Raw genomic sequence first — 22,276 nt, 5'->3', positions numbered from 1 at the left:
AGTTTGTCGTTACTCGGGGCCGGTCACAGAGCGAAAGGGTCCGTCCATGTCGATGTTCAAGTGGGATGTCGTCCATCCCGCACCTGGTGAGGCCGTTGGTCCGCGCCAACGTCTCCCGTGGGGCAAGACCGCCGGTCTTGGCGCCCAGCACGTGGTTGCCATGTTCGGTGCCACCTTCGTCTTCCCGCTGGTCATGGGGCTCGACCCCAACCTCGCGATCATGTTCTCCGGCATCTGCACGATCCTGTTCCTGCTGATCTGCCAGAACCGGGTCCCCAGCTACCTCGGCACCAGCGCCTCCTTCGTGGCCAGCGTCGCGGCCATTCGCAGCCAGGGCGGTGACTCCTCCGACGTCACCGGCGCGATCATGGTGGCCGGAATCGTGCTGCTCCTCGTCGGCGTGCTCGTCCACTTCTCCGGCGCCGGGCTGATCCACAAGATCCTGCCGCCGGCCGTCACCGGCGCGGTCGTGATGCTGATCGGCTTCAACCTCGCGCCCGTGGTGGCCGGGATCTACTGGCCCCAGGACCAGTGGGTGGCCCTGCTGACGGCGACCTTCATGGTCTGCGCCGCCGTGCTGTTCCCGGGCTTCTGGTCGCGGATCGCGGTGTTCCTCGCGCTGATCTTCGGCTACCTGGTGTCGTGGATCTTCGACGGTGTCTTCGGCCAGATCCACTCCATCACCGGTGCCGACATCACCAAGGAGGTCGACCACGACCGGGTGAGCTGGTCCCTGGTGAAGGCAGCCGACTGGATCGGCTTCCCGAGCGGCAAGCTGGCCGACGGCGTCTCCGTCGTCCACGGGCCGAGCCTCTCGCTCACCTTCATCCTGCTGGTGCTGCCCGGTGTGATCGCGCTGATCGCGGAGAACACCGGCCACGTCAAGGCCGTGGCCGAGATGACCGGCGAGGACCTCGACCCCTACATGGGTCGGGCCATCGGCGCCGACGGCTTCGCCACCGCGCTCGCGAGCGCCTTCGGCGGCTCGCCGACCACGACGTACGCCGAGAACATCGGTGTCATGGGTGCCACCAAGGTCTACTCCACGGCCGCCTACTACGTCGCCGCGGCCGTCGCTATCCTGCTGGGCCTGTGCCCCAAGTTCGGGGCGATCGTGAGCGCGACCCCGGGCGGGGTCCTGGGCGGCATCACGGTCGTGCTCTACGGCATGATCGGCCTGGTCGGCGCCAAGATCTGGGTGGAGAACCGGGTGGACTTCGGCAACCCCGTCAACATGGTGGGCCTCGCGGCCGGCCTCATCGCGGGCATCGGCGGCGTGACCCTCACGTTCTCCGACAACTTCGAGCTGAGCGGCATCGCCCTCGGCACGATCCTCGTCATCGTGTACTTCCACCTCGTGAACCGCGGTCACCACGCGGGTCCGCAGCATCGGGGTGCCGACGAGGTCACGCACGCGCTGTGAAGCCCGCACCGTTCGCGTACCTCCGGCCCGGATCGCTGCCCGAAGCGCTGGCGGCACTGGCCGGCGAACCGGACGCCAAGGTGCTGGCAGGTGGCCAGAGCCTGGTCCCGTTGCTGTCGATGCGGCTGGCGGCGCCGTCACTGCTCGTCGACATCAACGGGATCCCGGGCCTGGCCGACATCGACGCCGACGCGTCGGGCGTGCGCCTCGGGGCGCTCGCCCGGCACGCCGACGTGCTGGCCTCGGCGGAGGCCCGCCGGGTCCAGCCGCTGCTGGCGATGGCGCTGGCGAACGTCGCCCACGCCACCATCCGCAACCGCGGCACCACGGTCGGCTCGATCGTGCACGCCGACGCCGCGGCCGAGATGCCGGTGGTCCTGACGCTGCTCGGCGGCTCGGTCGAGGTCGCCTCCGTGCGTGGCACCCGCACGATCCACGCCGACGACCTGTACGTCGGGCCGCTGGAGTCGTCGCTGGCCCACGACGAGGTGGCGGTCTCGGCGCACTTCCCGGCGCTGCCGGCCGGCGCCGGCGTGGCGTTCGAGGAGATCGCCCGCAGGCACGGCGACTACGCCCTGTGCGGCGTCGCCGCCCTGGTCGACGGTGACACCGTCCGGGCCGGCTACCTGTCGGTGAACGACGTCCCCACGGTCGTCGACCTGACCGGCGTGCCGATCTCCGAGACGGGGGCGGCGGCGCTCGAGCAGCTCGAGCCCGCCGACGACATCCACGCGACCGCGGCGTACCGCGCCCAGCTGGTCCGCGTGCTGACCGAACGGGTCGTGCGGGCGGCCCACGACATGGTCTCGACAAGCTCGACCACCGAGGACAGCTCGACCACCGAGGACAGCTCGACCACCGAGGACGACTGATGACCGAAGAGCTGCACGACGTACGCCTGAGTGTGAACGGCGTCGCCCACGACGCCCGGGTGCCCGCCCGCCGGCTGCTGTCGGACGCGCTGCGCCACGACCTGGGGCTGACCGGCACCCACGTCGGCTGCGAGCACGGCGTCTGCGGCGCCTGCACCGTGCTCGTCGACGGCCGGCCGATGCGGTCGTGCCTGATGTTCGCGGTCTCGGCGGTGGACGCCGAGATCACCACCGTGGAGGGGCTGACCGAGGAGGACGGCTCGCTCGGACCGGTGCAGCAGGCGTTCGCGGAGTGCCACGGCCTGCAGTGCGGTTTCTGCACGCCCGGCTTCCTCACCACGATCACCGCGGGGCTGCGCGAGAACCCCACGCCCACCCACGAGGAGTGCCGCGACATGATCGCCGGCAACCTGTGCCGCTGCACCGGCTACCAGAACATCGTCAAGGCCGTGGAGCGCGCGGCCGAGCTGGTCTCGACAAGCTCGACCACCGGGGGCGAAGCATGACCACGAAGCTGATGGGCACCCCCGTCCAGCGGGTGGAGGACCAGCGGTTCCTGCGGGGCCAAGGACGGTACGTCGACGACGTCGCCGTGGGCAAGGACGTGCTGCACGCCGCCGTGCTGCGCTCGCCGCACGCCCACGCCCGCATCGTCGACATCGACGTCGACGAGGTGCTCGACCTCGAGGGCGTGCACGCGGTCTGGACCTACGACGACCTCACCGGGCCGATGGGCGAGCCGCTGCCGCTGCTGATCCCGCACCCGGCGCTCACCCACGGCCGCACCCAGTACGCCCTGGCGCGCGACGAGGTGAACCACGTCGGCGAGGCGATCGCCTTCGTCGTGGCCGACGACCGCTACGTCGCCGAGGACGCCGTCGGCCGGATCAAGGTCTCCTACGACTTCCTGCCGCCGGTGGTCGGCATCGACAACGCCCGCGCCGCGACGCACCTCGTGCACGACGACGTGCCCGGCAACGTCGGCGCGCGCCTGGAGCAGAACGTCGGCGACGCGCCGGCCGCCATCGCGAGGGCCCCGCACCGCCTCGAGCTCGACCTGACCATCGAGCGCAGCGCCTGCATGCCGATGGAGGGCCGCGGCACCGTCGCCCGCTGGGACGCCGACACCAACCGGATGCAGGTGTGGACGTCGACGCAGACCTCCACCGGCGTCCGCGCGGCCGTCGCGGTGAAGCTCGGCCTCGACCTCGGCCAGGTCGACGTGATCACGCCCGACGTCGGCGGCGGCTTCGGCGTGAAGATCAACCACCCGTGGCCCGAGGAGCTGCTGGTGCCGATGGCGGCCCGCGCCCTCGGCCGCACGGTGAAGTTCATCGAGGACCGCCGCGAGCACTTCATCTCCTCGGCCCACGAGCGCGGCCAGGTGCACCACGTCACCGTCGGGTTCGACGACGACGGCCGGCTGCACGGCCTCGACGTGGAGTTCTGGCACGACCACGGCGCCTACACGCCGTACGGCCTGATCGTCCCGATCATCACCTCGACCCAGCTGCTCGGCCCCTACAAGCCGCAGAGCTACCGGGTCGTCTTCGAGTCGCTCTACACCAACACCGTGATGGTGACGCCCTACCGCGGCGCCGGGCGGCCCCAGGGCTGCTACACGATGGAGCGGACGATGGACGCGATCGCGGCGTACCTCGGCAAGGACCGCACCGAGGTGCGGGCCGTGAACTTCATCCAGCCCGACGAGTTCCCCTACGACCAGGGGCTCATCTTCCAGGACGGCCGCGAGCTGGAGTACGACTCCGGCGACTACCCGGCCTCGCTGGAGAAGCTCAAGGAGCTGGTCGGCTGGGACGACTTCCCGGCGTTCAAGCAGGCGATGGCTGCCCAGGGCCGCACGGTCGGGATCGGCCTGGCCTGCTACGTCGAGGGCACCGGTGTCGGCCCCTACGAGGGCGCCCACGTGCACATCGAGACCTCGGGCAAGGTGAAGGTCGCGACCGGCCTGACCACCCAGGGGCAGGGGCACGCCACGGTGTTCGCCCAGCTCGTCGCCGACGAGCTCGGGGTGAGGTTCGAGGACGTCGAGGTCGTCACGGGCGACACCCGCCGGATGCCGTACGCCGTGGGCACGTTCGCCTCCCGCGCGGCCGTGATGAGCGGCTCGGCGATCCACCTGGCGGCGAAGCGGGCCAAGGAGAAGGTCCTCAAGATCGCTGCGGACGCGCTGGAGGCCGACCCGTCGGACCTGCAGATCGTCGACGGGGTCGTGTCCGTGAAGGGCTCGCCCGGCACCGCGATCGACCTCGGCACCGTGTCGGTGCTGTCCAACCCGCTGCGCTACGCCTTCGACGAGGCGTCCAAGGCCGCGACCCAGTTCTCGGTCGGCGACCCGGGCAAGCCCCCGGTCCCCGAGGACGAGGAGCCCGGCCTGGAGGGCAAGGACTTCTACTCGCCCGAGCGCGCGACGTTCGCCTCCGGCATGCACGCCGTGATCGTCGAGACCGACCCGCTCACCGCGGAGATCAAGATCCTGAAGTACGCCGTCGTCCACGACTGCGGCCACCTGATCAACCCGATGATCGTCGAGGGCCAGATCCACGGCGGCGTCGCGCAGGGCGTGGGCGGCGCGCTCTACGAGCGGATGGCGTACGACGAGTCGGGGCAGCTGCTCAACGCCTCCTTCATGGACTTCCTGATGCCCTACGTCACCGAGGTGCCGGAGTCGATCGACATCGACCACCTCGAGACCCCCTCGCCGCTGAACCCGCTGGGCATCAAGGGCGCGGGGGAGGCGGGCGTGATCCCGTCGGCCGCCGTGTTCGCCTCCGCCATCGAGGACGCCGAGGGCCTCCCGATCGCCGCGATGCCGATCTCGCCCTCCGAGCTGTTCGAGCTCCGACAGACCCGTAAGGACACCCCATGAAGTTCACCGGAGACGCCACCCTCAACGCCCCCGTCGACCGGGTCTGGTCGGCGCTGCTCGACCCCTCGGTGCTGGTGCGCACCATCCCCGGCTGCGAGCGCCTCGAGGCGACCGGCGACAACGCCTACGCGATGACCGTCACCGCCGGGGTCGCGGCGATCAAGGGCACCTACGCCGGGTCCTGCGAGCTCTCCGACCTCGACCCGCACACCTCGCTGGTGATGAAGCTGCAGGGCGCCGGCGCGCCGGGCACGATCGGCGCCGACGTGAGCGTCGGCTTCCGCGACGGCGGCGACGGCACCACGACCGTGACCTACGACGCGGACGCGATCGTGGGCGGCATGGTCGGCGGTGTCGGCCAGCGGATGCTCGCCTCGGTGTCGCGGCGGATGGCCGGTGAGTTCTTCGGCAACGTCGAGGCCGTCCTGACCGGTGCGGCGCCCGCGGTGGCCGCGGCCGCCCCCGGCGGGCCCGCGGCCGCGCTGCCGTCGGCCGAGGCCGCGCCGGGGGTCTTCGTCGCGCCGCCCAGGCCGGCAGCGCTCACCTCCCAGGACGACTTCCTCAAGGGGATCGCGGTCGGCGCCGGCCTGGTGCTGGCCGGCGTCATCGTCGGCGGGCTCTTCGGCCGCCGGCGCCCCTGATGGCCGACCTCTCCGTCGAGTCGACGGCCCGCGAGCAGGCCGCGGCCGTACGCGCTCGCGGCATCTCGGCCCGCGAGCTGCTGGACCTGCACCTGGCCCGGATCGCCGAGCGCAACCCGGAGCTCAACGCGATCGTCTCGCTCGACGAGGAGCGGGCCCGGGCCGGCGCCCGGGCCGCCGACGACGCGTTGGCGTCCGGGGCCGAGGTGGGCCCGCTGCACGGGCTGCCGTTCGCGTTCAAGGACACCCACGCGGTGGCCGGGTGGCGCACGACGTACGGCTCGCCGCTGTTCGCCTCGCACGTCCCCGACGCCGACGAGCTGATCGTCGAACGGGTGCGTGCTGCCGGTGTCGTGGTGGTCGGGAAGACCAACGTGCCGGAGTTCGCGGCCGGGTCGCACACCTTCAACACCGTCTTCGGGACCACGCTCAACCCGGTCGACCCGTCGCGCTCGGCGGGCGGCTCGAGCGGGGGAGCGGCGTGCGCGCTGGCCTCCGGGATGGTCCCGCTCGCCGACGGCTCCGACATGGGCGGCTCGCTGCGCAACCCGGCCTCGTTCTGCGGCGTCGTGGGGCTGCGGCCGTCGCTGGGCCGGGTGCCGGAGTGGCCGCTCTACAACCAGTGGGAGACCACGTCGGTCGGTGGCCCGATGGCCCGCAACGTCGGCGACCTCGCGCTGCTGCTGTCGGTGCTGGCAGGGCCCGACCCGCGCGCACCGCAGGCGCTCGGCGACCCGGGCTCGGTGTTCGCGCCGCCGCTGTCCGGCTCGCTGTCCGGCCTGCGGGTCGCGCTCTCGGTCGACCTGGGCGGTGCCTTCGAGGTGGACGACGAGGTCGCCGCGGTGGTCTCCGGCTCGGCGGCGGTCCTCTCCGGTGCCGGTGCGTCGGTGTCGGGGGCCCACCCTGACCTGGCCGAGGCCGACGACACGTTCCGCACCCTGCGCGCGTGGCACTTCCAGGCCAAGCTCGGCCGGATGCTGGCCGAGCACCCCGACGCGTTCAAGCCGTCCCTGGCCGAGAACATCCGCGCGGGGGAGTCGCTCACGGGCGCCGACGTGGCCCGCGCCTACACCCAGCGCACCGCGTTGTCGGAGCGGATGCGGCAGTTCTTCACGTCGTACGACGTGCTGGTGCTGCCGGTCTCGCAGGTGCCGCCGTTCCCGGCAGACCAGGAGTTCCCCACCGCGATCAACGGCCGGCCGATGGCGACCTACCTGGACTGGATGCGCTCGGCGTACTTCATCACCGTGACCGGCTGCCCGGCCGTCTCCGTCCCGGCCGGCAGGACCCGCGACGGGCTGCCCGTCGGGATCCAGGTCGTGGCGCCGCACGGCGCCGAGCGACGGCTGCTCGAGGTGGCGGCGGCATTCGAGGAGGCCGTCGGCCCGCTGGGGTAGGCGCCCGGCGTGCTGCCCGCGGGGAAATCCGGCGCCGTCGGGACCGCGCGGCGTCTACGGTCGGGGGCATGCCCCTCGAGCTCGTGCACAGCCCAGCCCTGTCCGACCGCGCGCCGTACGCCTACGCCGCACGGGTCTCCGGCGGCAGCCTGGTCTTCACCGCCGGCGCCTGCCCGCTCGACGAGCAGGGGCGGATCGGCCCGGTCGGCGACTACCTCGGGCAGGCCGAGCACGTCATGCGCAACCTCGTCACCGCGCTGGCCGCCGCGGACGCACTGCTCGAGGACGTCGCCAAGACCACCGTCTACGTCGCCACCGGCCGCCGCGAGGACCTGCTGGCGGTGTGGGACATCGTGCGCACGGCGTTCGGCGACCACGAACCGCCGAGCACCCTGCTCGCGGTCCCCCTCCTCGGCTACGAGGACCAGCTCGTCGAGGTGGAGGCCATCGCGGTCACCTGACCGGGCCGTCAGGGGGTCACTCGATGTAGCCCTCGACCGTGCGCTCGGGGCGCACCTCCGCCTCGTGGGGGTCGCGGCCGTACTCCCGCTTGGCGCGGCGCTGCCGCAGCAGGTCCCAGCACTGGTCGAGCTCGACCTCGACGTGGCGCAGCCGTTCGTGCTCCTCGCCCGGCGTGATCTCGCCGCGGGCGAGCGCCTCGCGGAGCCGGTGCTCCTCGTCGATCAGCGCGTGGATGCGGTGCTGGATGTCCAGGTCCTCGGTCATCTCCCGAGTGTCGCACCGGTGGTTTGCGGCGGACACCGCGAAAGGTCCCGAGGCAGGGCCGTGGCACCCGTCCCCTGATCTCGTCAGGGGCCCGGGGCGATCGACCTCACCCGATCCGGGACGTTGGTCCCTGTCTGGCCTGTGGCGTCGGGAACACCATGGAAGTGCGCCACTTCCCACGGGAAGAGCGCGATGGTCCGGAAGCGAGAGCCCTCTCGACGGGTGAGACGTCGCGACGACCGGGTGACGAGGTCATCGGGGCAGGAGCGGAAGGACCACCGACCGGGAGCGCCACCTGAACCGGTCACCAGAAGGGCCCTTGCGACTCATACTCACAAGGGCCCTTCGCGGTGTCCGGCCCCGGGGTGGGCAACAATGGTCCCCGTGATCTACGGCGTGCTGCATCGGGTGATCCCGCCGGTGGCCAGGACCGTGTGGCGGCCCACCGTCATCGGGCTGGAGAACGTGCCTCCGACCGGCGGGGTGATCCTGGCGAGCAACCACCTGAGCTTCGCCGACTCCGTCGTCATCCCCTGCGTGGTGCCCCGCAAGGTGGTCTTCCTCGCCAAGTCCGACTACTTCACCGGCAGCGGGGTGAAGGGGACGCTGTCGCGGTTGTGGTTCGAGGGCCTCGGCATGCTGCCCGTCGACCGCGACGACAGCAAGGCCGCCATCGCCAGCCTCGACACCGCGCTGGAGGTGCTGGGCCGGGGCGAGGCGTTCGGCATCTACCCCGAGGGCACCCGCTCGCGCGACGGCCGTCTCTACCGCGGTCGCACCGGCGTCGCCCACCTCGCCCTCACCGCCGGTGTCCCGGTCGTCCCGGTCGGGCTCAGCGGCACCGAGAAGCTCCAGCCCGTCGGGTCCTCGCTACCCCGGGTCGTGCCGGTCACGGTCCGGTTCGGCGAGCCGATCCAGGTGGCCGGGAGGTACGACGGCGTACCCCTCGGCCGGGCCCGGCGCGAGGTCACCGACGAGATCATGACCGCCATCCAGCGGCTGTCGGGCCAGGTGGAGGCGGGCGCCTACAACGCTCGTCCTGAGTAGCGAGCGCAGCGAGCGTGTCGAAGCAGCGGACCCCCGAGGCCTGAGCCGCACCCGGACGGGCTGGCAGAGGTTGCCGACGAACCGTCGGTCCGTCGGCAGATTGTGCCGTGGTCCGCGGGCCCGTCGTACCGCTTGAATCGGGGCATGGCTCCCCCCACCCCGCGACGGATCCGGATCGGTATCGACACCGGTGGCACGTTCACCGACGTCGTCGCCTTCGACGAGGACTCCGGCGAGCTCGTCACCACCAAGACCCCCTCGACGCCGAGCAACCCGGCCGACGGGTTCATGGCCGGCATCGACAAGGTGCTCGGTCTCATGGGCCTCCCCGCCGGCCACGGGGACGCGATCAGCGCCGTCAGCCACGGCACCACCGTGGCCACCAACCAGCTCCTCGAGGGCAAGGTGGACCGCCTCGGGTTCCTCACCACCGGGGGCTACGAGGCGATGCTCGAGATCGCTCGCCAGTCGGTGCCGGACGGCTACGGCAACTCCTACTTCTGGGTGAAGCCCGACCGGATCGTGCCCCGGCACCTGGTCAAGGGGGTCGGTGGCCGGCTCGACTTCACCGGTGCCGAGGTGCGTCCCTTCGACGAGGACGGCGCCCGCACCGCCGCGCGCTGGTTCCGCGACCAGGGCATCAACACTCTCGGCGTGTGCTTCCTGCACGCCTACGCCAACCCCGAGCACGAGGAGCGGATGCGCGCGGTGCTCGCCGAGGAGCACCCCGACGCGGTCGTGTCGCTGTCCAGCGAGGTGCTGCGCGAGTACCGCGAGTACGAACGCGCGATGACCACGCTGGTCGACGCCGCGGTCAAGCCGCGGCTCTCGGCGTACGTCAACAACATCAAGTCGCGGCTGGCGGCGTACGCCGGGGTCTCGACAGGCTCGACCTCCGACAGACCGGGGGTTCCCTTCTACGTGATGAAGTCCAACGGCGGCGTGCTCTCGGCCGACGAGGTGGTGCACCAGCCGATCACGACCGTGCTCTCCGGCCCGGCCGCCGGCGCCCTCGGTGCCGCGCTGATCGCGAAGGTCGCCGGCTTCGACAAGGTCCTCACCAGTGACGGCGGGGGCACGTCGACCGACGTCTCGGTGGTCATCGACGGCGAGCCGACCCTGACCACCGAGGGCAGCGTCGGGGCGTTCCCCTCCAAGATCCCGATGATCGACGTCGTGACCGTCGGCGCGGGCGGCGGCTCGATCGCGTGGCTCTCGCCCGAGGGCACGCTCAAGGTCGGACCGCAGTCGGCGGGCGCCGACCCGGGCCCGCTGTGCTACGCCAAGGGCGGCACCGAGGTCACGATCACCGACGCCCACGTCTTCCTCGGCCGGATCCCGCCGCACCTGCTCGGCGGGGAGATCCCGCTCGACGTGGAGGCGGCGCGCGACGGCATCGAGCGGCTCGCCTCCAAGCTCGGCCTGAGCCCGGAGGCCTGCGCCACCGGCATCCTGGAGATCTCCGCCTGGAACCAGGCGAACGCGCTGCGCCAGGTCACGGTCAAGCGCGGCCTCGACGTCCGGGACTTCACGCTCACCACCTTCGGCGGCTCCGGGTCGCTGCTGCTGTGCCGGCTCGTCGACGTGCTCGGCCTGCCCGCGGTGCTGGTCCCGCCGAACCCCGGCAACGTGTCGGCCTTCGGCCTGCTCACCGTGGACGTCAAGAACGACTACGTGCAGACCCACGTCTCGCTGGCCGACGCGCTCGACCCGGCCACCGTCGGCGGGGTCCTCGACACGCTGACCGCGCAGGCGGCCGAGGCGCTGACCAAGGAGGGCTTCCCGGCCGCGCAGCACTCGTTCGCGCGGACCGCCGACCTGCGCTACTTCGGCCAGGCCTTCGAGGTGCGCGTGGGGGTGCCCGACGGGCCGGTCGACGCGGCCGCGCTGGAGGAGGTCGCGCGGCGGTTCCACGCCGGGCACACCGCGCTCTACGGCTACGACTTCGCCGGCGACCCCTCGCAGCAGGTCGAGTGGGTCAACCTGCGGGTCTCGGGCATCGGCCCGATCCAGCGCCCGGAGATCCAGCGGGTCTCGACAGGCTCGACCAACGGAGGAGACGGTTCGGCTCCCGCCGAGAAGGGGCGGCGCCAGGTCTGCTTCGACCCGGCCGGCGGGTACGTCGACACCCCGGTGCTGTGGCGCCCCGACCTCGCGCCCGGCACCGTGGTGACCGGTCCCGCGATCATCGAGGAGTTCGGCTCGACCGTGCCGCTGCACCCCGGGTTCACCGCCCGCATCGACGCGTACCTCAACATCATCGTGACCCGCGAGGGGGAGAAGTGATCCCGGCAGACATCACCACCGGCGTCCGCAGCGGCTCCGCGAGCCGGCGGGCCCCCACGCAGTTCCCGTTCGGCAGCCTGACCGCCGACGCCGGCGCCAGTGCGGACCCGGTGCTCGTGGAGATCGTCCAGGGCTCCCTGGCCAGCGTCGAGATGGAGGTCGAGACCGCCATCGCGCGCACCAGCCGCAGCCCGATGATCCGCGACGCGCACGACTTCCGCGCCGGCATCCACGACCGGCTGCTGCGCAAGCTCACCGGCCGGTCCTACTCCGCGCTCGTGCACCCGATCGCCCGGGACTTCCCGATCGAGGAGATGCGCGAGGGTGACGTCTTCTTCCACAACGACGTCTACCGATCCGAGGGCGGTATCGGGCACCTGCCCGACCTGTGCGTCACGGTGCCCGTGTTCAGCGGACCGGAGGGCGAGCGCCGCGTGGTGGCGTTCGTGCAGGCCTTCGGCCACCACGACGACATCGGCGGCGCTGTGCCGGGCTCGATGCCCTCCAACGCCACCAGCGTCTTCGAGGAGGGCCTGATGGTCCCGCCGATCCGGCTGTGGGACGCGGGCGTCCCGAACCGGGCCGCGCTGTCGATCATGACCCGCAACTCCCGGATGCCGGAGTCGCTGGCCGCCGACCTCGACGCCGAGTGCTCGGCCTGCCTGATGGGCGCCCGCCGGCTCGGGGAGCTCTTCGACCGCTACGGCGTCGAGACGGTCGAGTCGTGCTTCGACGCGATCATCGACCGCACCACGACGACGTACCGCCGCGAGATCCTCTCCAAGATCCCGGTCGGCACCTGGACGTGGGAGGACTACGCCGAGCACGACGGCGTGGACGAGCCGCAGCTCCACACGCAGCGGATCACCCTGACCCGCACCTCCGCCGACGACGAGGGCGGCGAGCGGCTGGTCCTCGACTTCGCTGGCACCTCGCCGCAGGCCAAGGGCCCGATCAACCACTGCGGCGACTACAGCGACGGCGTCTTCCTGAAGAAGTGGCTGGCGCCGATCCTGCGCAACCTCGCCGACACCCCCGAGCGGATGGCCGAGCTCGACGTCAACGAGGGCATCGTGCCGCTCATCGAGATGCGGTTCCCGCCGCCGGGCACGCTGCTCACCCCGGTCTTCCCCGCCCCGACCAACGCGCGCACGTTCGTGATCCTGCGGCTGCTCGGCGTGCTCGCCGGCGTCGTCGCCAAGGCGGTCGACGGCCGGATGCCCGCCGACCAGGAGACGATCCGCTACACCGGCGTCTACGGCGAGGACCTCGAGGGTCGGCCGTACCTCATGCGCGAGGTGCTCGGCGGCGGCTCCGGGGGCCGCTACTACGCCGACGGCGAGGACACGATCCACGTCGTCCCGGACTCGCGGAACCTGCCGACCGAGTTCACCGAGGCCCGGTTCCCGTTCCGCGTCGAGTCGCTCGGCCTCGCGATGGACTCCGGCGGCGCCGGACAGTTCCGCGGCGGCCTGGGCTACGAGAAGCAGATCCGGATGCTCAAGGACGCCCACTTCATGTCGATCGCGGACCGGTCGATCCTGGCCTGCTGGGGCGTCCGGGGCGGCCTGGCCGGCAAGCCGTTCCAGGTCACCGTCGACCCCGGCGGGCCGGACGAGCGCGAGGTCGACGCCCTCGCCGACGCCGAGCCGATCAAGGCGGGTGAGCTGGTCCGGATCCGCACCACCGGTGGCGGCGGGTGGGGCAACCCGCTCGAGCGCGACCCGGAGCTCGTGGTCCGTGACGTCGTCTGGCGCAAGGTCTCCCCGGAGGCGGCGCTCGCCGACTACGGTGTGGTGCTGACCGGCTCGCTCGACGCCGACTCGCTGGGGTACGACGCCCCGGCGACCGCGTCCGAGCGTGCCTCGCGGCCCGCGCCGGCCGAGGCGTTCTTCGACCGCGGTCCGGGCTACGCCACGCTCTCCGGCGGGGCTCCGGTCGCCGAGGTGGACCGGGTCTGACCACGACGAGCCCGCAGGGAGGTGTCCGCGATGCTGCGACCCGTGATCGTCGCCCTGCTGCTCCTGGCTCTGCTCGGGTGCCGCGAGGAGGCGAAGGACCGCGAGGTGCTGGCCGAGCTGGCCGGGCTCCCGATCGTCACGGTGCCTGAGGGCGGCACCGAGCTCTCCCGCGAGGAGGTCCCCGGAGGCGGCTCCGACGCCGCCGGGATCGCCGGGGCCTCCGCGATCCGCCTGACCTACGCGACCGACCGGACGCCCGAGGAGGTGGCGGGGTGGTACCAGCGCGAGTACGACGCGAGCTGGCGCCTGCACGCCAACGGCTACGCGCGGCACGGTGGCGCCGCGCTGGTCGGTGCCCTCGCCCGTGACGAGGCGAGCACGGTCACCATCGAGGCGTGGGAGCCCACGACGGCCGACGAGGCCCCGCCCGGGTCCGGTGCGGTGGTGCTCGTGACGGTGGCGAGGACCCGTGACTGACCTCTGGCTGGAACGGTGCTCGTTCTGGGAGTCTGGGACGCGATGAACACGCGCGTCGCCGTCATCGGTGGGACCGGGAAGACCGGCCGCGCCGTGGCAGCGGCGTTGTCCGCCCGGGGCGCCGAGGCGGTGCCGCTGGGCCGGGCCGCGTGGATCGACCTGGCCGGTGCCCTCGCCGGCTGCCACGCGGCGTACGTCATCGCGCCGAACATGCACCCCGACGAGGCGGCGTACGTCGAGCAGGCGACCGGCGCCGCGCTCCGGGCCGGGGTGTCGCGGGTGGTGCTGCACTCGGTGGCGTCGCCGTACGCGCCCGCGATGCCGCACCACGTCGGCAAGGCCCAGGCCGAGGACGTCGTACGCCGGTCCGGCCTGACGTGGTCGATCCTGCAGCCCGGCGCCTACGTGCAGAACTTCGCCCCCGGACAGACGCTCCGGCTGCCTTACCGGGCCGACGCGCCGTTCGGCTTCGCGGACCTCGACGACGTCGGGGAGGTGGCCGCGCGGGTGCTGCTGGAGGACGGGCACGAGGGAGCGAGCTACGAGCTCGCGTCGTTCCGCAGCACCGTCGGCGACCTGGCCCGTGCGCTCGGGTCGACCGTGACGGAGGTCCGTCCGCTCGCCTGGGCTGCCGGCGAGGGGAAGGGGCTCGAGCCCCGGGTGCGGGACTGGCTGCTGGCGATGTTCGCCTACTACGACCGGCACGGCCTGCCGGTGGGCACGGTCCCGATGCGGGTGCTGCTCGGGCGGGCGCCGCGCGCCCTTGTGGGGCCCTGAGCGGCGGCGTTCAATGGAAGGAGGCCGCCGCCCGCGTCCGCGGGTGGAGCCCCCTCGAGGTGAGACACATGGATGCGCTCGACGCCCTTCGCAGCTCCGTCCTCTTCACGCACGAGAGCCTCGCCGCCCGGTTCGACCGGGCGAGCGCGATGCTCTACACGCCCGGCCAGCCGCGCAAGGGCTACGAGCACATCGACACCTTCCTGGCGGTGGCGAGCAAGCACCTGAACGCCGTCGACGCGGTGCTGCTGCCCGCGGTGCGCAAGGTGGTGCCCGACGGCGACCAGGTCGCCCACGAGTACCTGCACGCCGCCAAGCAGCTCGAGCTCGCGCTGGCGCACGTCAAGGCGAGGGAGTACGGCTCGGTCTTCGACGCCGCGCGGTCGTGGAGCTCGGTCTGGGCCGACGTGGGGACGGGCTTGGAGGCCCAGCGGCGTCGCGAGTTCGCGCTGGCCGAGGCACTGGCCGCGCGGTTCGACGCGGCCGCGCTCGAGCGGCTCGCCGACCGGCTGCACGGTTCGGAGACCGCGGCACCGAGCCGGCCGCACCCCTACGCTCCGCACACCGGCTTCCCCGGTCTGGTGGCGCGCAAGGTGATGCACGCCGTCGACTCGTTCTGGGACGCCGCCGAGGGCCGGATGGTGCCGGAGCCGCCGCGGCCGCCGCACAAGGAGCCGGGCAAGGTCACGCAGTACCTCCTCGCGGACCCGCGGTTCGACGAGGACCACCCGCCGCCGGGTACGCGACAGCCGGACACCACCCCGGGTGGGTGAGCCGTCCGGGGCGGCGCGATGGCCTCGCGGACATGTCGTCCGGGTTGATCGAACGTTCGATCAACCCGGAAGGGTGTCCCTGCGTCAGCCCCAGACCTCGTCCGCGAGCTCGACGAGCAGCGCCAGCTTGGCCTTCTCCTGGTCCACGCTGAGCGAGTTCCCCTCGAACGTCGAGGAGAAGCCGCACTGCGGCGAGATGCACACCTGGTCGAGGTCGACGTACTTCGAGGCGTCGTCGAGCCTGGCCTTGAGGGCGTCCTTGGACTCCAGCTCGCCGTGCTTGGTCGTCACGATGCCGAGGACGACGAGCTTGTCCGCGGGCACGTGGCGCAGCGGCTCGAAGGTGCCGGAGCGCTCGTCGTCGTACTCCAGGAAGAACCCGTCGACCTCGAGCTGGTTGAACAGCGCCTCGGCCACGAAGTCGTAGCCGCCCTCGGCGACCCACGAGTCGCGGAAGTTGCCGCGACACATGTGGGTGGTCACGGTGAGCCCGTCGGGCCGACCCGCGAGCGCCTCGTTGAGGTGGCGGATGTAGGCCTCGTGCAGGTGCTCGGAGTCCTCGCCCCGGTCCGCCATCGCGCGACGCTGCTCGGGGTCGTTGAGGTAGGCCAGCGAGGTGTCGTCGAGCTGGAGGTAGCGGCAGCCGAGGTCGTGGACGCGCCGCACCTGCTCGCGGTAGGCGGCGGTGAGGTCGGCCCAGAAGTCCTCGACGTCGGTGTAGACGTCCGGATCGATCGCCGCGGCGCCGCCGCGGTAGTGGACCATGCTCGGCGACGGCATGGTCAGCTTGGGCGTGACGCCGTCGGCGACGTGGTCGCGGAGGAAGGTGAAGTCGTCGCCGAAGATCGTCTCGGAGAGGCCGAGCTTGCCGTCGACCTTGAGCGCGGCCGGGGTGAAGTCGAGCTCGCCCGAGGCATTCTTGAAGTGCACCGCCAGGTTGTCCTGGGCCTTGCTGACCCCGTCGAGGCGGTAGATGAAGTCCATGTGCCACGAGCCGCGGCGGAACTCCCCGTCGGTGGCCGACCGTAGCCCGGCCTCCCGCTGGAGCGCGATCACGTCCTCGATCGCCCGGTCCTCGATGCCGCGCAGCCCGGCGTCGTCGATCTTCCCGGCCGCCCGGTCCTCGCGGGCCTGCAGCAGGTGGCGCGGGCGGAGCAGGCTGCCGACGTGGTCGGCGCGGAACGGCGGGCTGTCTCGAAGCACTGGGTCCTCCTCGATAGGGCGCGTGGTCGTCTCCACCCTCGCACGGCGGCTGGTTGACTGACCGCCATGGAGCGACCACTGACGCTGGTCACCGGAGGCACCCGCGGCATCGGCGCCGCGACCGCGCTCCGGCTGGCCGCCGACGGACACGACCTGGTGCTGGGCTACGCCCGCGACGACGCGGCGGCCGAGGAGTGCCGACTGGCCGTGGAGGACGCCGGCGCGCGTTGCCTGGTCGTGCGGTCCGACGTGGCGGACCCCGCCGGGGTCGACCACCTCTTCGCGCGGGCGGCCGAGCACGGCCGGCTGACCGGGGTCGTCAACAGCGCCGGCGCCACCCTGCACATCGGCCGCCTCGCCGAGACCCCCGTCGAGGTCGTCCAGCGGACCGTCGAGCTCAACCTGACGGGCGCGCTCCTGGTCGCGCGAGCGGCGGTCCGCGCGCTCGGCACGTCGTACGGCGGCCGCGGCGGGGTGATCGTCAACGTCAGCTCGGGTGCGGCGACGCTCGGGGCGCCGGGGGAGTACGTCCAGTACGCCGCGGCCAAGGCCGGCGTCGACGCGCTCACCGTGGGGCTCGCCCAGGAGGTGGCCGGCCAAGGCATCCGGGTGGTGGGCGTGGCGCCCGGGCTGGTGCGCACCCGGATCCACGAGGACGCGGGGGACGCCGGGCGCCTCGAGCGGGTGTCGTCCGGGGTGCCGCTGGGCCGGCCGGGGGAGCCCGCCGAGGTCGCGGACGCCATCGGCTGGTTGATGGGCCCCGAGGCGTCGTACGTCACGGGCACCACGTTGCGGGTCGCCGGCGGCCGCTGACCGACGCCGGCCCCGGGACCTCCTCCTCTGGAGGACCGGCCCGGCGTCCCCGACGCTGGGAGGCGGAGGTGAGGGACATGCGGGTACTCGTGGCGTACGCCACCAAGTACGGCGCCACGGCGGGCATCGCCGAGCGCATCGGGGAGACCCTCGGCAGGACGGGCCTGGAGGTCGACGTGCGGCCGGTGGCCGAGGCCGAGCCGGCGGGGTACGACGCGTTCGTCGTCGGCAGCGCGGCGTACGCCGGGCACTGGCGCAAGGAGGCGCGGAAGTTCGTCAAGCACCACCACGACGAGCTCGACACCCACCCGGTCTGGCTGTTCAGCAGCGGACCGGTCGGCACCGAGACCGAGGACGCCAAGGGGCGTGACGTGCGCGAGGCGTCGACGCCGAAGGACGTCGCCGGACTGACCGAGGCGGTCCACGCCCGCGGGCACCGGACCTTCTTCGGCAAGCTCGACCCCGACGCGCTGAAGGGTCCCGAGGGGCTGGTGACCAAGCTGCCCGCCGGCAAGAAGATGCTCCCGTCCGGGGATTTCCGCGACTGGGACGACATCGAGCACTGGGCCGAGGCGATCGGCAAGGAGCTGCAGCCCGCCTGACCGTCGCGGCGGAGGCACGGCCGGTTGGCAACATGTGCCATCACGACCGCCCGGAGTTGGTCACGCGGGACGGTGCCCTGCGGCCGCCGGGTCACTAGGTTCGACGCATGAGGGTCCTGCTCGCGCTCGGTGGCAACGCCATGACCAACCCCGACGGCCGTGCGCGCCCGGAGGACCAGATCGACGCCGCGCACGTCGCCATGTCCGCGGTGGCCGACCTGCTGCAGCACGACGTCGACGTCGTCATCACCCACGGCAACGGTCCCCAGGTCGGCAACCTGCTCGTCAAGAACGAGGTCGCCGCGTCCGTGGTGCCGCCGGTCCCGCTGGACTGGTGCGGCGCCCAGACGCAGGCCACCCTCGGCTTCGTGCTCATGAACGCCCTCGACGCGGCGCTCGAGCAGCGCGGCGTCGACCGGCGTACGGCGACCCTGGTCACCCGGGCGCTCGTCGCCGCCGACGACCCCGGCTTCACCCGTCCCACCAAGCCGATCGGCCGGTTCCTCCCGGCCGAGGAGGCGCAGGTGCTGATCGAGCACGGCGAGACGTGGGAGGACCGCGGCGAGAAGGGCTGGCGCCGGGTCGTCGCCTCGCCGGAGCCGCTGGAGATCGTCGACGCCCCGGCCGTGCACGCGCTGGTCGGGGCCGGCTTCGTGGTCGTCGCCAACGGCGGGGGCGGGATCCCGGTGGTCCGCGACGAGGACGGCACCCTGCACGGCGTCGAGGCGGTCATCGACAAGGACCTCGGTGCGGCGGTGCTCGCGCGCACCGTCGAGGCCGACGTCCTGGTGATCGCCACCGACGTGGCGAACGCCGTGCTCCACTTCGGCACCCCCGAAGCCGAGCCGCTCGGCCGGGTCACCGTCAGTGACCTGCGGGGCTACGCCCGCGAGGGCCACTTCGCCAGCGGCTCCATGGGCCCGAAGGTCGACGCGGCCTGCCGGTTCGTGGAGGCGGGCGGCACGCGCGCCGTCATCACCAGGCTCGACCACATCGTCGACGCGATCACCGGCGACGGCGGGACCGTCGTCGTACCCGACCAAGGAGAGAACTGACAGATGCCCAGTGCCATCGAAGTACGCAAGGTCCCGATCCACTCGGTCGCCGACGCCAGCGAGCTCGCCAGGCTCATCGACGACGGCGTGATGGAGGCGAGCCGGGTCATCGCGATCATCGGCAAGACCGAGGGCAACGGTGGGGTGAACGACTACACCCGCATCATCGCCGACCGTGCGTTCCGCGAGGTCCTCGTCGAGAAGGGTGCCCCGGCCGAGCAGGTCAAGCAGGTCCCGATCGTGTGGTCGGGCGGCACGGACGGCGTGATCAGCCCCCACGCGACGATCTTCGCGACCACCGACGCCGAGCCCTCCGACGAGCCCCGGCTGACCGTGGGCTTCGCGATGAGCGAGCAGCTGCTGCCCGAGGACATCGGCCGCACCACGATGGTCTCCAAGGTCGCCGACGCGGTGAAGGTCGCGATGGAGCGCGCCGGGATCACCGACACGGCCGACGTGCACTACGTGCAGACCAAGACCCCGCTGCTGACGATCCACACGATCCGCGACGCCAAGAGCCGCGGCAAGACGGTGTGGACCGAGCACACCCACGAGTCGATGGACCTCTCCAACGGCTGCACGGCGCTCGGCATCGCCGTCGCGCTCGGGGAGATCGAGATGCCCTCCGACGAGGACGTCATGCACGACCGGTCGCTCTACTCGAGCGTCGCCTCCTGCTCCTCCGGCGTCGAGCTCGACCAGGCCCAGGTGGTCGTGGTCGGAAACGCGACCGGCGTCGGCGGCCGCTACCGCATCGGCCACTCGGTGATGAAGGACGCGCTGGACCAGGACGGCATCTGGGCGGCGATCAAGGACGCCGGGCTCGACCTGCCCGAGCGGCCCCGCACCGCCGACCTCGACGGCCGGCTGGTCAACGTCTTCCTCAAGTGCGAGACGTCCCAGGACGGCGAGGTCCGCGGTCGTCGCAACGCGATGCTCGACGACTCCGACGTGCACTGGCACCGCCAGATCAAGGCCTGCGTGGGTGGCGTCACCGCGGCCGTCACCGGTGACCCGGCGGTCTTCGTGTCGGTCTCCGCGGCCCACCAGGGCCCCGACGGCGGCGGCCCGGTCGCCGCGATCGTCGACCTGGGCTGACACCCACCTCGCGGGACGTCACGCGGGTCGTGGCCGGTGGCGGCGCTTCGCGTGACGTCCCGTCTGTCTTTCCCGACAGTTCGGCGAGTGTTCACACGGGCCGCCGAGGTTGCTCCCATGACGATCAACAGACGACAGCTCCTCAACACCGGCGCGGCCTCGGGCGCCGGACTCCTCGCCGGTGCGGCCCTCCTCCAGTCCCCGGCAGCCCAGGCCGCCGGCAGCCGGCCCGGCTCCGACAACCACGACCGGCCGCTGTTCCCGGCGCTGGAGTCCTCCGACGGCGACCTGCTGGCGCTGCCCCCCGGCTTCTCCTACGAGGTGGTCTCCGTCTCGGGTGAGACCGACCTCGAGGACGGCTCCGGCAAGGTCATCGGCAAGACCCCGATCCGCCCGGACGGGACCCTCGTCGTCGCCACCAGCACCGGCTACCGCCTGATCCAGAACCACGAGGTCACCCCCGGTGAGGGCGAGACCCCGGCCGTGCCTGCCGTCGAGGGCACCGTCTACGACCCGGGTGCCGCCGACGGAGGCGGCTGCACCGTGATCGACGTCGACCGCTCCGGCAAGCGCGTCAAGGAGTGGGTCGGCCTCTCCGGCACCGTCGGCAACTGCGCCGGTGGCCCCACCCCGTGGGGCACCTGGCTGACCTGCGAGGAGACCGAGGACAAGGCCGGCACGAACGGCTACCAGAAGGACCACGGCTACGTCTTCGAGGTCTTCCCTGCCGGCCCGGGCAAGCAGTCGCCGCTCCCCATCGAGGCCTGGGGCCGCGCCCCGCACGAGGCCGTCGTGATCGAGCCCAGCCGTCGTCGGGTCTACCTGACCGAGGACGCCAGCAAGCCGACCGGCCTGCTCTACCGCTGGACCGCGCCGCGCGGCTACAAGCTCCGGTCGCACATCGCGAAGTCCCTGGACAAGGACGCCGGCCGGCTCGAGGCCCTCGCCGTCACGGCGCCCGACGGTGGCGTGCTGCCCGACCTGGCCTACGTGACCGCCGCCCAGATCGGCCGCCCCTTCAGGACCAGCTGGGTGACGGTCCCCGACCGCCACGCCACCGACACCTCGCTGCGCAAGCAGTTCGACGCGGGGCAGGTCACCCACTCCAAGAAGCTCGAGGGCGCGTGGGGCAACGACAAGGGCATGTACTTCGTCGCCAGCTTCGCCTTCGCCGCCGACATCCCCTCGGACGCGACGCCGCACGACGGGCAGCTGTGGTTCTACGACTACGCCGACCAGACCCTGACCCTGGTGGCGTACTTCCCCTACAACGCGCTGCTGCACAGCGAGACCGTCGACCCGATGACCGGCCTCGGCCACAGCCTCGACCTCGCCTTCGACGGGCCCGACGGCTGCCACGTGTCGCCGTACGGCTCGCTGGTGCTCACCGAGGACGGCAACACCGCCAACCACGTGCTCAGCTGGAGCCGCCAGCACGGCGCCCAGGCGATCGCGCGGAACCTGATCGTCCAGGAGCAGAGCTCCACCGGCCAGGACGTCTACAGCGAGATGACCGGTCCCTGCTTCTCACCCGACGGGCGGATCCTGTTCGCGAACGTCCAGGAGCCCGGCCACGTCTTCGCGATCAAGGGCCCCTGGAAGAAGTACCTGGGCTGAGGCCTCAGGCGCCACCGTCGACCCACGCCTCGTCGAGCTGCCGCCCGGCGAACGCGGCCAGGCGGTGGTAGACCGGGGCATCGTCCTCGACGTCCACCTCGGACCCGAAGGCGTTGCCCCGGTTCTCGGCGGTCAGGCCGGCGGACATGAAGGCCAGCGCGCGCTCGGCCACCTCGGGGTCGAGCTGCGCGGACTGGTTGGTGGCGCGGGCCAGGTCCCAGGTGTGCACCGCGAGCTCGGCGGTCTGCCAGTCGACCAGGCGTGGGTCCGCCTTGTCGCCCTGCTGGTGCCAGGCGTGGATCAGGTCGTCGGCGGCGTTGCGGAAGACCTGGGCCCACTCGCTCCCGATGGCCGGCGGCTCGGACGCCCAGTCGGGCTCCTCGCCGCGCATCCCGGCCAGGAAGCGGGTCGGGGCGACCACGATGTGTGCGATCAGCCGCCCTACGTCCCAGTCGTTGCAGGGGGTGGGCCGCGACAGCTGGTCCGGGTGTACGCGGGCCAGGGCGTCACCGGTCTGGTCGAGTGCCCGGGAGAGCACGATGACGGCTTCGTTCTGACTGGTCATGTCGGTTCCTCCGCCGCCCACGATAGGCAGCGGGCCCGCCCCGGCCGAGGGAC

The 22,276-nt window shown here is 72.3% G+C and carries 21 protein-coding genes; 18 read left to right on the top strand and 3 right to left on the bottom strand.

Features of this window, described 5'->3' with window-relative positions:
- Positions 1-46 precede the first annotated feature (46 nt).
- The 7 genes from ABD268_RS10610 to ABD268_RS10580 all read left to right on the top strand — a co-directional run bounded on the left by ABD268_RS10610 (position 47) and on the right by ABD268_RS10580 (position 7,684).
- Positions 47-1,423 carry a uracil-xanthine permease family protein gene (locus ABD268_RS10610; RefSeq protein ID WP_344151231.1) on the top strand — a complete coding sequence of 459 codons (1,377 nt, stop codon included), beginning with the start codon at positions 47-49 and terminating at the stop codon, positions 1,421-1,423.
- Complete coding sequence (locus tag ABD268_RS10605; protein ID WP_344151228.1) at positions 1,420-2,295, top strand: FAD binding domain-containing protein; 876 nt, start codon at positions 1,420-1,422, stop codon at positions 2,293-2,295. Before ABD268_RS10610 ends, ABD268_RS10605 begins: the two co-directional genes overlap by 4 nt.
- The gene (locus tag ABD268_RS10600; RefSeq protein ID WP_344151225.1) at positions 2,295-2,801 is read left to right on the top strand and encodes a (2Fe-2S)-binding protein; all 507 of its coding nucleotides are present in this window, start codon (positions 2,295-2,297) and stop codon (positions 2,799-2,801) included. The genes ABD268_RS10605 and ABD268_RS10600 overlap by 1 nt, the downstream gene beginning before the upstream one ends.
- Positions 2,798-5,185, top strand: coding sequence for an aerobic carbon-monoxide dehydrogenase large subunit (gene cutA, locus ABD268_RS10595; RefSeq protein WP_344151222.1), 2,388 nt, complete (start codon positions 2,798-2,800; stop codon positions 5,183-5,185). The genes ABD268_RS10600 and cutA overlap by 4 nt, the downstream gene beginning before the upstream one ends.
- Positions 5,182-5,826 carry an SRPBCC family protein gene (locus ABD268_RS10590; protein ID WP_344151219.1) on the top strand — a complete coding sequence of 215 codons (645 nt, stop codon included), beginning with the start codon at positions 5,182-5,184 and terminating at the stop codon, positions 5,824-5,826. Before cutA ends, ABD268_RS10590 begins: the two co-directional genes overlap by 4 nt.
- The gene (locus ABD268_RS10585) at positions 5,826-7,223 is read left to right on the top strand and encodes an amidase (protein WP_344151216.1); all 1,398 of its coding nucleotides are present in this window, start codon (positions 5,826-5,828) and stop codon (positions 7,221-7,223) included. The genes ABD268_RS10590 and ABD268_RS10585 overlap by 1 nt, the downstream gene beginning before the upstream one ends.
- 68 nt (positions 7,224-7,291) lie before the next feature.
- Entirely contained in the window at positions 7,292-7,684 is a 393-nt protein-coding gene (locus tag ABD268_RS10580) for a RidA family protein (RefSeq protein WP_344151213.1), read from the top strand.
- Between the two features lie 16 nt (positions 7,685-7,700).
- Here ABD268_RS10580 and ABD268_RS10575 read toward each other — a convergent pair whose 3' ends face one another.
- Positions 7,701-7,949: a DUF2630 family protein gene (locus tag ABD268_RS10575; protein ID WP_344151210.1), complete on the bottom strand. Its 249-nt coding sequence runs from the start codon at positions 7,947-7,949 to the stop codon at positions 7,701-7,703.
- Positions 7,950-8,333: 384 nt separating this feature from the next.
- Here ABD268_RS10575 and ABD268_RS10570 point away from each other — a divergent pair, with 384 nt between their 5' ends.
- The 6 genes from ABD268_RS10570 to ABD268_RS10545 all read left to right on the top strand — a co-directional run bounded on the left by ABD268_RS10570 (position 8,334) and on the right by ABD268_RS10545 (position 15,270).
- Positions 8,334-8,996 (top strand): lysophospholipid acyltransferase family protein, encoded by a 663-nt coding sequence (locus ABD268_RS10570; RefSeq protein WP_344151207.1) that lies wholly within the window; start codon positions 8,334-8,336, stop codon positions 8,994-8,996.
- A 144-nt stretch (positions 8,997-9,140) separates the two neighbouring features.
- Entirely contained in the window at positions 9,141-11,282 is a 2,142-nt protein-coding gene (locus ABD268_RS10565; RefSeq protein WP_344151204.1) for a hydantoinase/oxoprolinase family protein, read from the top strand.
- Entirely contained in the window at positions 11,279-13,243 is a 1,965-nt protein-coding gene (locus ABD268_RS10560; RefSeq protein ID WP_344151201.1) for a hydantoinase B/oxoprolinase family protein, read from the top strand. Before ABD268_RS10565 ends, ABD268_RS10560 begins: the two co-directional genes overlap by 4 nt.
- A 30-nt stretch (positions 13,244-13,273) precedes the next feature.
- Positions 13,274-13,720, top strand: a complete 447-nt coding sequence (locus tag ABD268_RS10555; protein WP_344151198.1) for a hypothetical protein — start codon at positions 13,274-13,276, stop codon at positions 13,718-13,720.
- Positions 13,721-13,762: 42 nt separating this feature from the next.
- Positions 13,763-14,497, top strand: a complete 735-nt coding sequence (locus ABD268_RS10550) for an NmrA family NAD(P)-binding protein (RefSeq protein WP_344151195.1) — start codon at positions 13,763-13,765, stop codon at positions 14,495-14,497.
- A 68-nt stretch (positions 14,498-14,565) separates the two neighbouring features.
- Positions 14,566-15,270 carry a hypothetical protein gene (locus tag ABD268_RS10545; RefSeq protein ID WP_344151192.1) on the top strand — a complete coding sequence of 235 codons (705 nt, stop codon included), beginning with the start codon at positions 14,566-14,568 and terminating at the stop codon, positions 15,268-15,270.
- 84 nt (positions 15,271-15,354) lie between these two features.
- On the opposite strand, the gene ABD268_RS10540 is transcribed toward ABD268_RS10545, so the two are convergent.
- A complete protein-coding gene (locus ABD268_RS10540) occupies positions 15,355-16,473 on the bottom strand; it encodes a 5-methyltetrahydropteroyltriglutamate--homocysteine S-methyltransferase (protein ID WP_344151189.1) in 1,119 nt (372 codons plus the stop codon).
- A 66-nt stretch (positions 16,474-16,539) separates the two neighbouring features.
- Here ABD268_RS10540 and ABD268_RS10535 point away from each other — a divergent pair, with 66 nt between their 5' ends.
- The 5 genes from ABD268_RS10535 (at position 16,540) to ABD268_RS10515 (ending at position 21,658) form a co-directional block, all read left to right on the top strand.
- A complete protein-coding gene (locus tag ABD268_RS10535; RefSeq protein WP_344151186.1) occupies positions 16,540-17,286 on the top strand; it encodes an SDR family oxidoreductase in 747 nt (248 codons plus the stop codon).
- Positions 17,287-17,363: 77 nt separating this feature from the next.
- Entirely contained in the window at positions 17,364-17,888 is a 525-nt protein-coding gene (locus tag ABD268_RS10530; protein ID WP_344151183.1) for a flavodoxin domain-containing protein, read from the top strand.
- 107 nt (positions 17,889-17,995) lie between these two features.
- Positions 17,996-18,943, top strand: coding sequence for a carbamate kinase (locus ABD268_RS10525; RefSeq protein WP_344151180.1), 948 nt, complete (start codon positions 17,996-17,998; stop codon positions 18,941-18,943).
- A gap of 3 nt (positions 18,944-18,946) precedes the next feature.
- Positions 18,947-20,041 (top strand): barbiturase, encoded by a 1,095-nt coding sequence (bar, locus tag ABD268_RS10520; protein ID WP_344151177.1) that lies wholly within the window; start codon positions 18,947-18,949, stop codon positions 20,039-20,041.
- A 117-nt stretch (positions 20,042-20,158) separates the two neighbouring features.
- Entirely contained in the window at positions 20,159-21,658 is a 1,500-nt protein-coding gene (locus ABD268_RS10515) for an alkaline phosphatase PhoX (protein ID WP_344151174.1), read from the top strand.
- 4 nt (positions 21,659-21,662) lie between these two features.
- Here the strand turns inward: ABD268_RS10515 and ABD268_RS10510 are convergent, their stop codons facing one another.
- Positions 21,663-22,223 carry a TIGR03086 family metal-binding protein gene (locus ABD268_RS10510; protein WP_344151171.1) on the bottom strand — a complete coding sequence of 187 codons (561 nt, stop codon included), beginning with the start codon at positions 22,221-22,223 and terminating at the stop codon, positions 21,663-21,665.
- Positions 22,224-22,276: the final 53 nt, after the last annotated feature.

Source organism: Nocardioides koreensis, from assembly GCF_039531775.1.
Taxonomy (GTDB): domain Bacteria; phylum Actinomycetota; class Actinomycetes; order Propionibacteriales; family Nocardioidaceae; genus Nocardioides; species Nocardioides koreensis.
The sequence above is the reverse complement of the archived record's forward strand: the minus strand, read 5'-3'. Positions and strand labels throughout refer to the sequence as shown.

What these genes read in the sequence shown, in the direction of transcription:
- ABD268_RS10610 (WP_344151231.1), top strand. Translation starts at nt 47, where the DNA reads ATGTCGATGTTCAAGTGGGATGTCGTCCATCCCGCACCTGGTGAGGCC.
- ABD268_RS10600 (WP_344151225.1), top strand. Translation starts at nt 2,295, where the DNA reads ATGACCGAAGAGCTGCACGACGTACGCCTGAGTGTGAACGGCGTCGCC.
- cutA (WP_344151222.1), top strand. Translation starts at nt 2,798, where the DNA reads ATGACCACGAAGCTGATGGGCACCCCCGTCCAGCGGGTGGAGGACCAG.
- ABD268_RS10590 (WP_344151219.1), top strand. Translation starts at nt 5,182, where the DNA reads ATGAAGTTCACCGGAGACGCCACCCTCAACGCCCCCGTCGACCGGGTC.
- ABD268_RS10585 (WP_344151216.1), top strand. Translation starts at nt 5,826, where the DNA reads ATGGCCGACCTCTCCGTCGAGTCGACGGCCCGCGAGCAGGCCGCGGCC.
- ABD268_RS10580 (WP_344151213.1), top strand. Translation starts at nt 7,292, where the DNA reads ATGCCCCTCGAGCTCGTGCACAGCCCAGCCCTGTCCGACCGCGCGCCG.
- ABD268_RS10575 (WP_344151210.1), bottom strand. Translation starts at nt 7,949, where the DNA reads ATGACCGAGGACCTGGACATCCAGCACCGCATCCACGCGCTGATCGAC.
- ABD268_RS10565 (WP_344151204.1), top strand. Translation starts at nt 9,141, where the DNA reads ATGGCTCCCCCCACCCCGCGACGGATCCGGATCGGTATCGACACCGGT.
- ABD268_RS10555 (WP_344151198.1), top strand. Translation starts at nt 13,274, where the DNA reads ATGCTGCGACCCGTGATCGTCGCCCTGCTGCTCCTGGCTCTGCTCGGG.
- ABD268_RS10550 (WP_344151195.1), top strand. Translation starts at nt 13,763, where the DNA reads ATGAACACGCGCGTCGCCGTCATCGGTGGGACCGGGAAGACCGGCCGC.
- ABD268_RS10545 (WP_344151192.1), top strand. Translation starts at nt 14,566, where the DNA reads ATGGATGCGCTCGACGCCCTTCGCAGCTCCGTCCTCTTCACGCACGAG.
- ABD268_RS10535 (WP_344151186.1), top strand. Translation starts at nt 16,540, where the DNA reads ATGGAGCGACCACTGACGCTGGTCACCGGAGGCACCCGCGGCATCGGC.
- ABD268_RS10530 (WP_344151183.1), top strand. Translation starts at nt 17,364, where the DNA reads ATGCGGGTACTCGTGGCGTACGCCACCAAGTACGGCGCCACGGCGGGC.
- ABD268_RS10525 (WP_344151180.1), top strand. Translation starts at nt 17,996, where the DNA reads ATGAGGGTCCTGCTCGCGCTCGGTGGCAACGCCATGACCAACCCCGAC.
- bar (WP_344151177.1), top strand. Translation starts at nt 18,947, where the DNA reads ATGCCCAGTGCCATCGAAGTACGCAAGGTCCCGATCCACTCGGTCGCC.
- ABD268_RS10515 (WP_344151174.1), top strand. Translation starts at nt 20,159, where the DNA reads ATGACGATCAACAGACGACAGCTCCTCAACACCGGCGCGGCCTCGGGC.
- ABD268_RS10510 (WP_344151171.1), bottom strand. Translation starts at nt 22,223, where the DNA reads ATGACCAGTCAGAACGAAGCCGTCATCGTGCTCTCCCGGGCACTCGAC.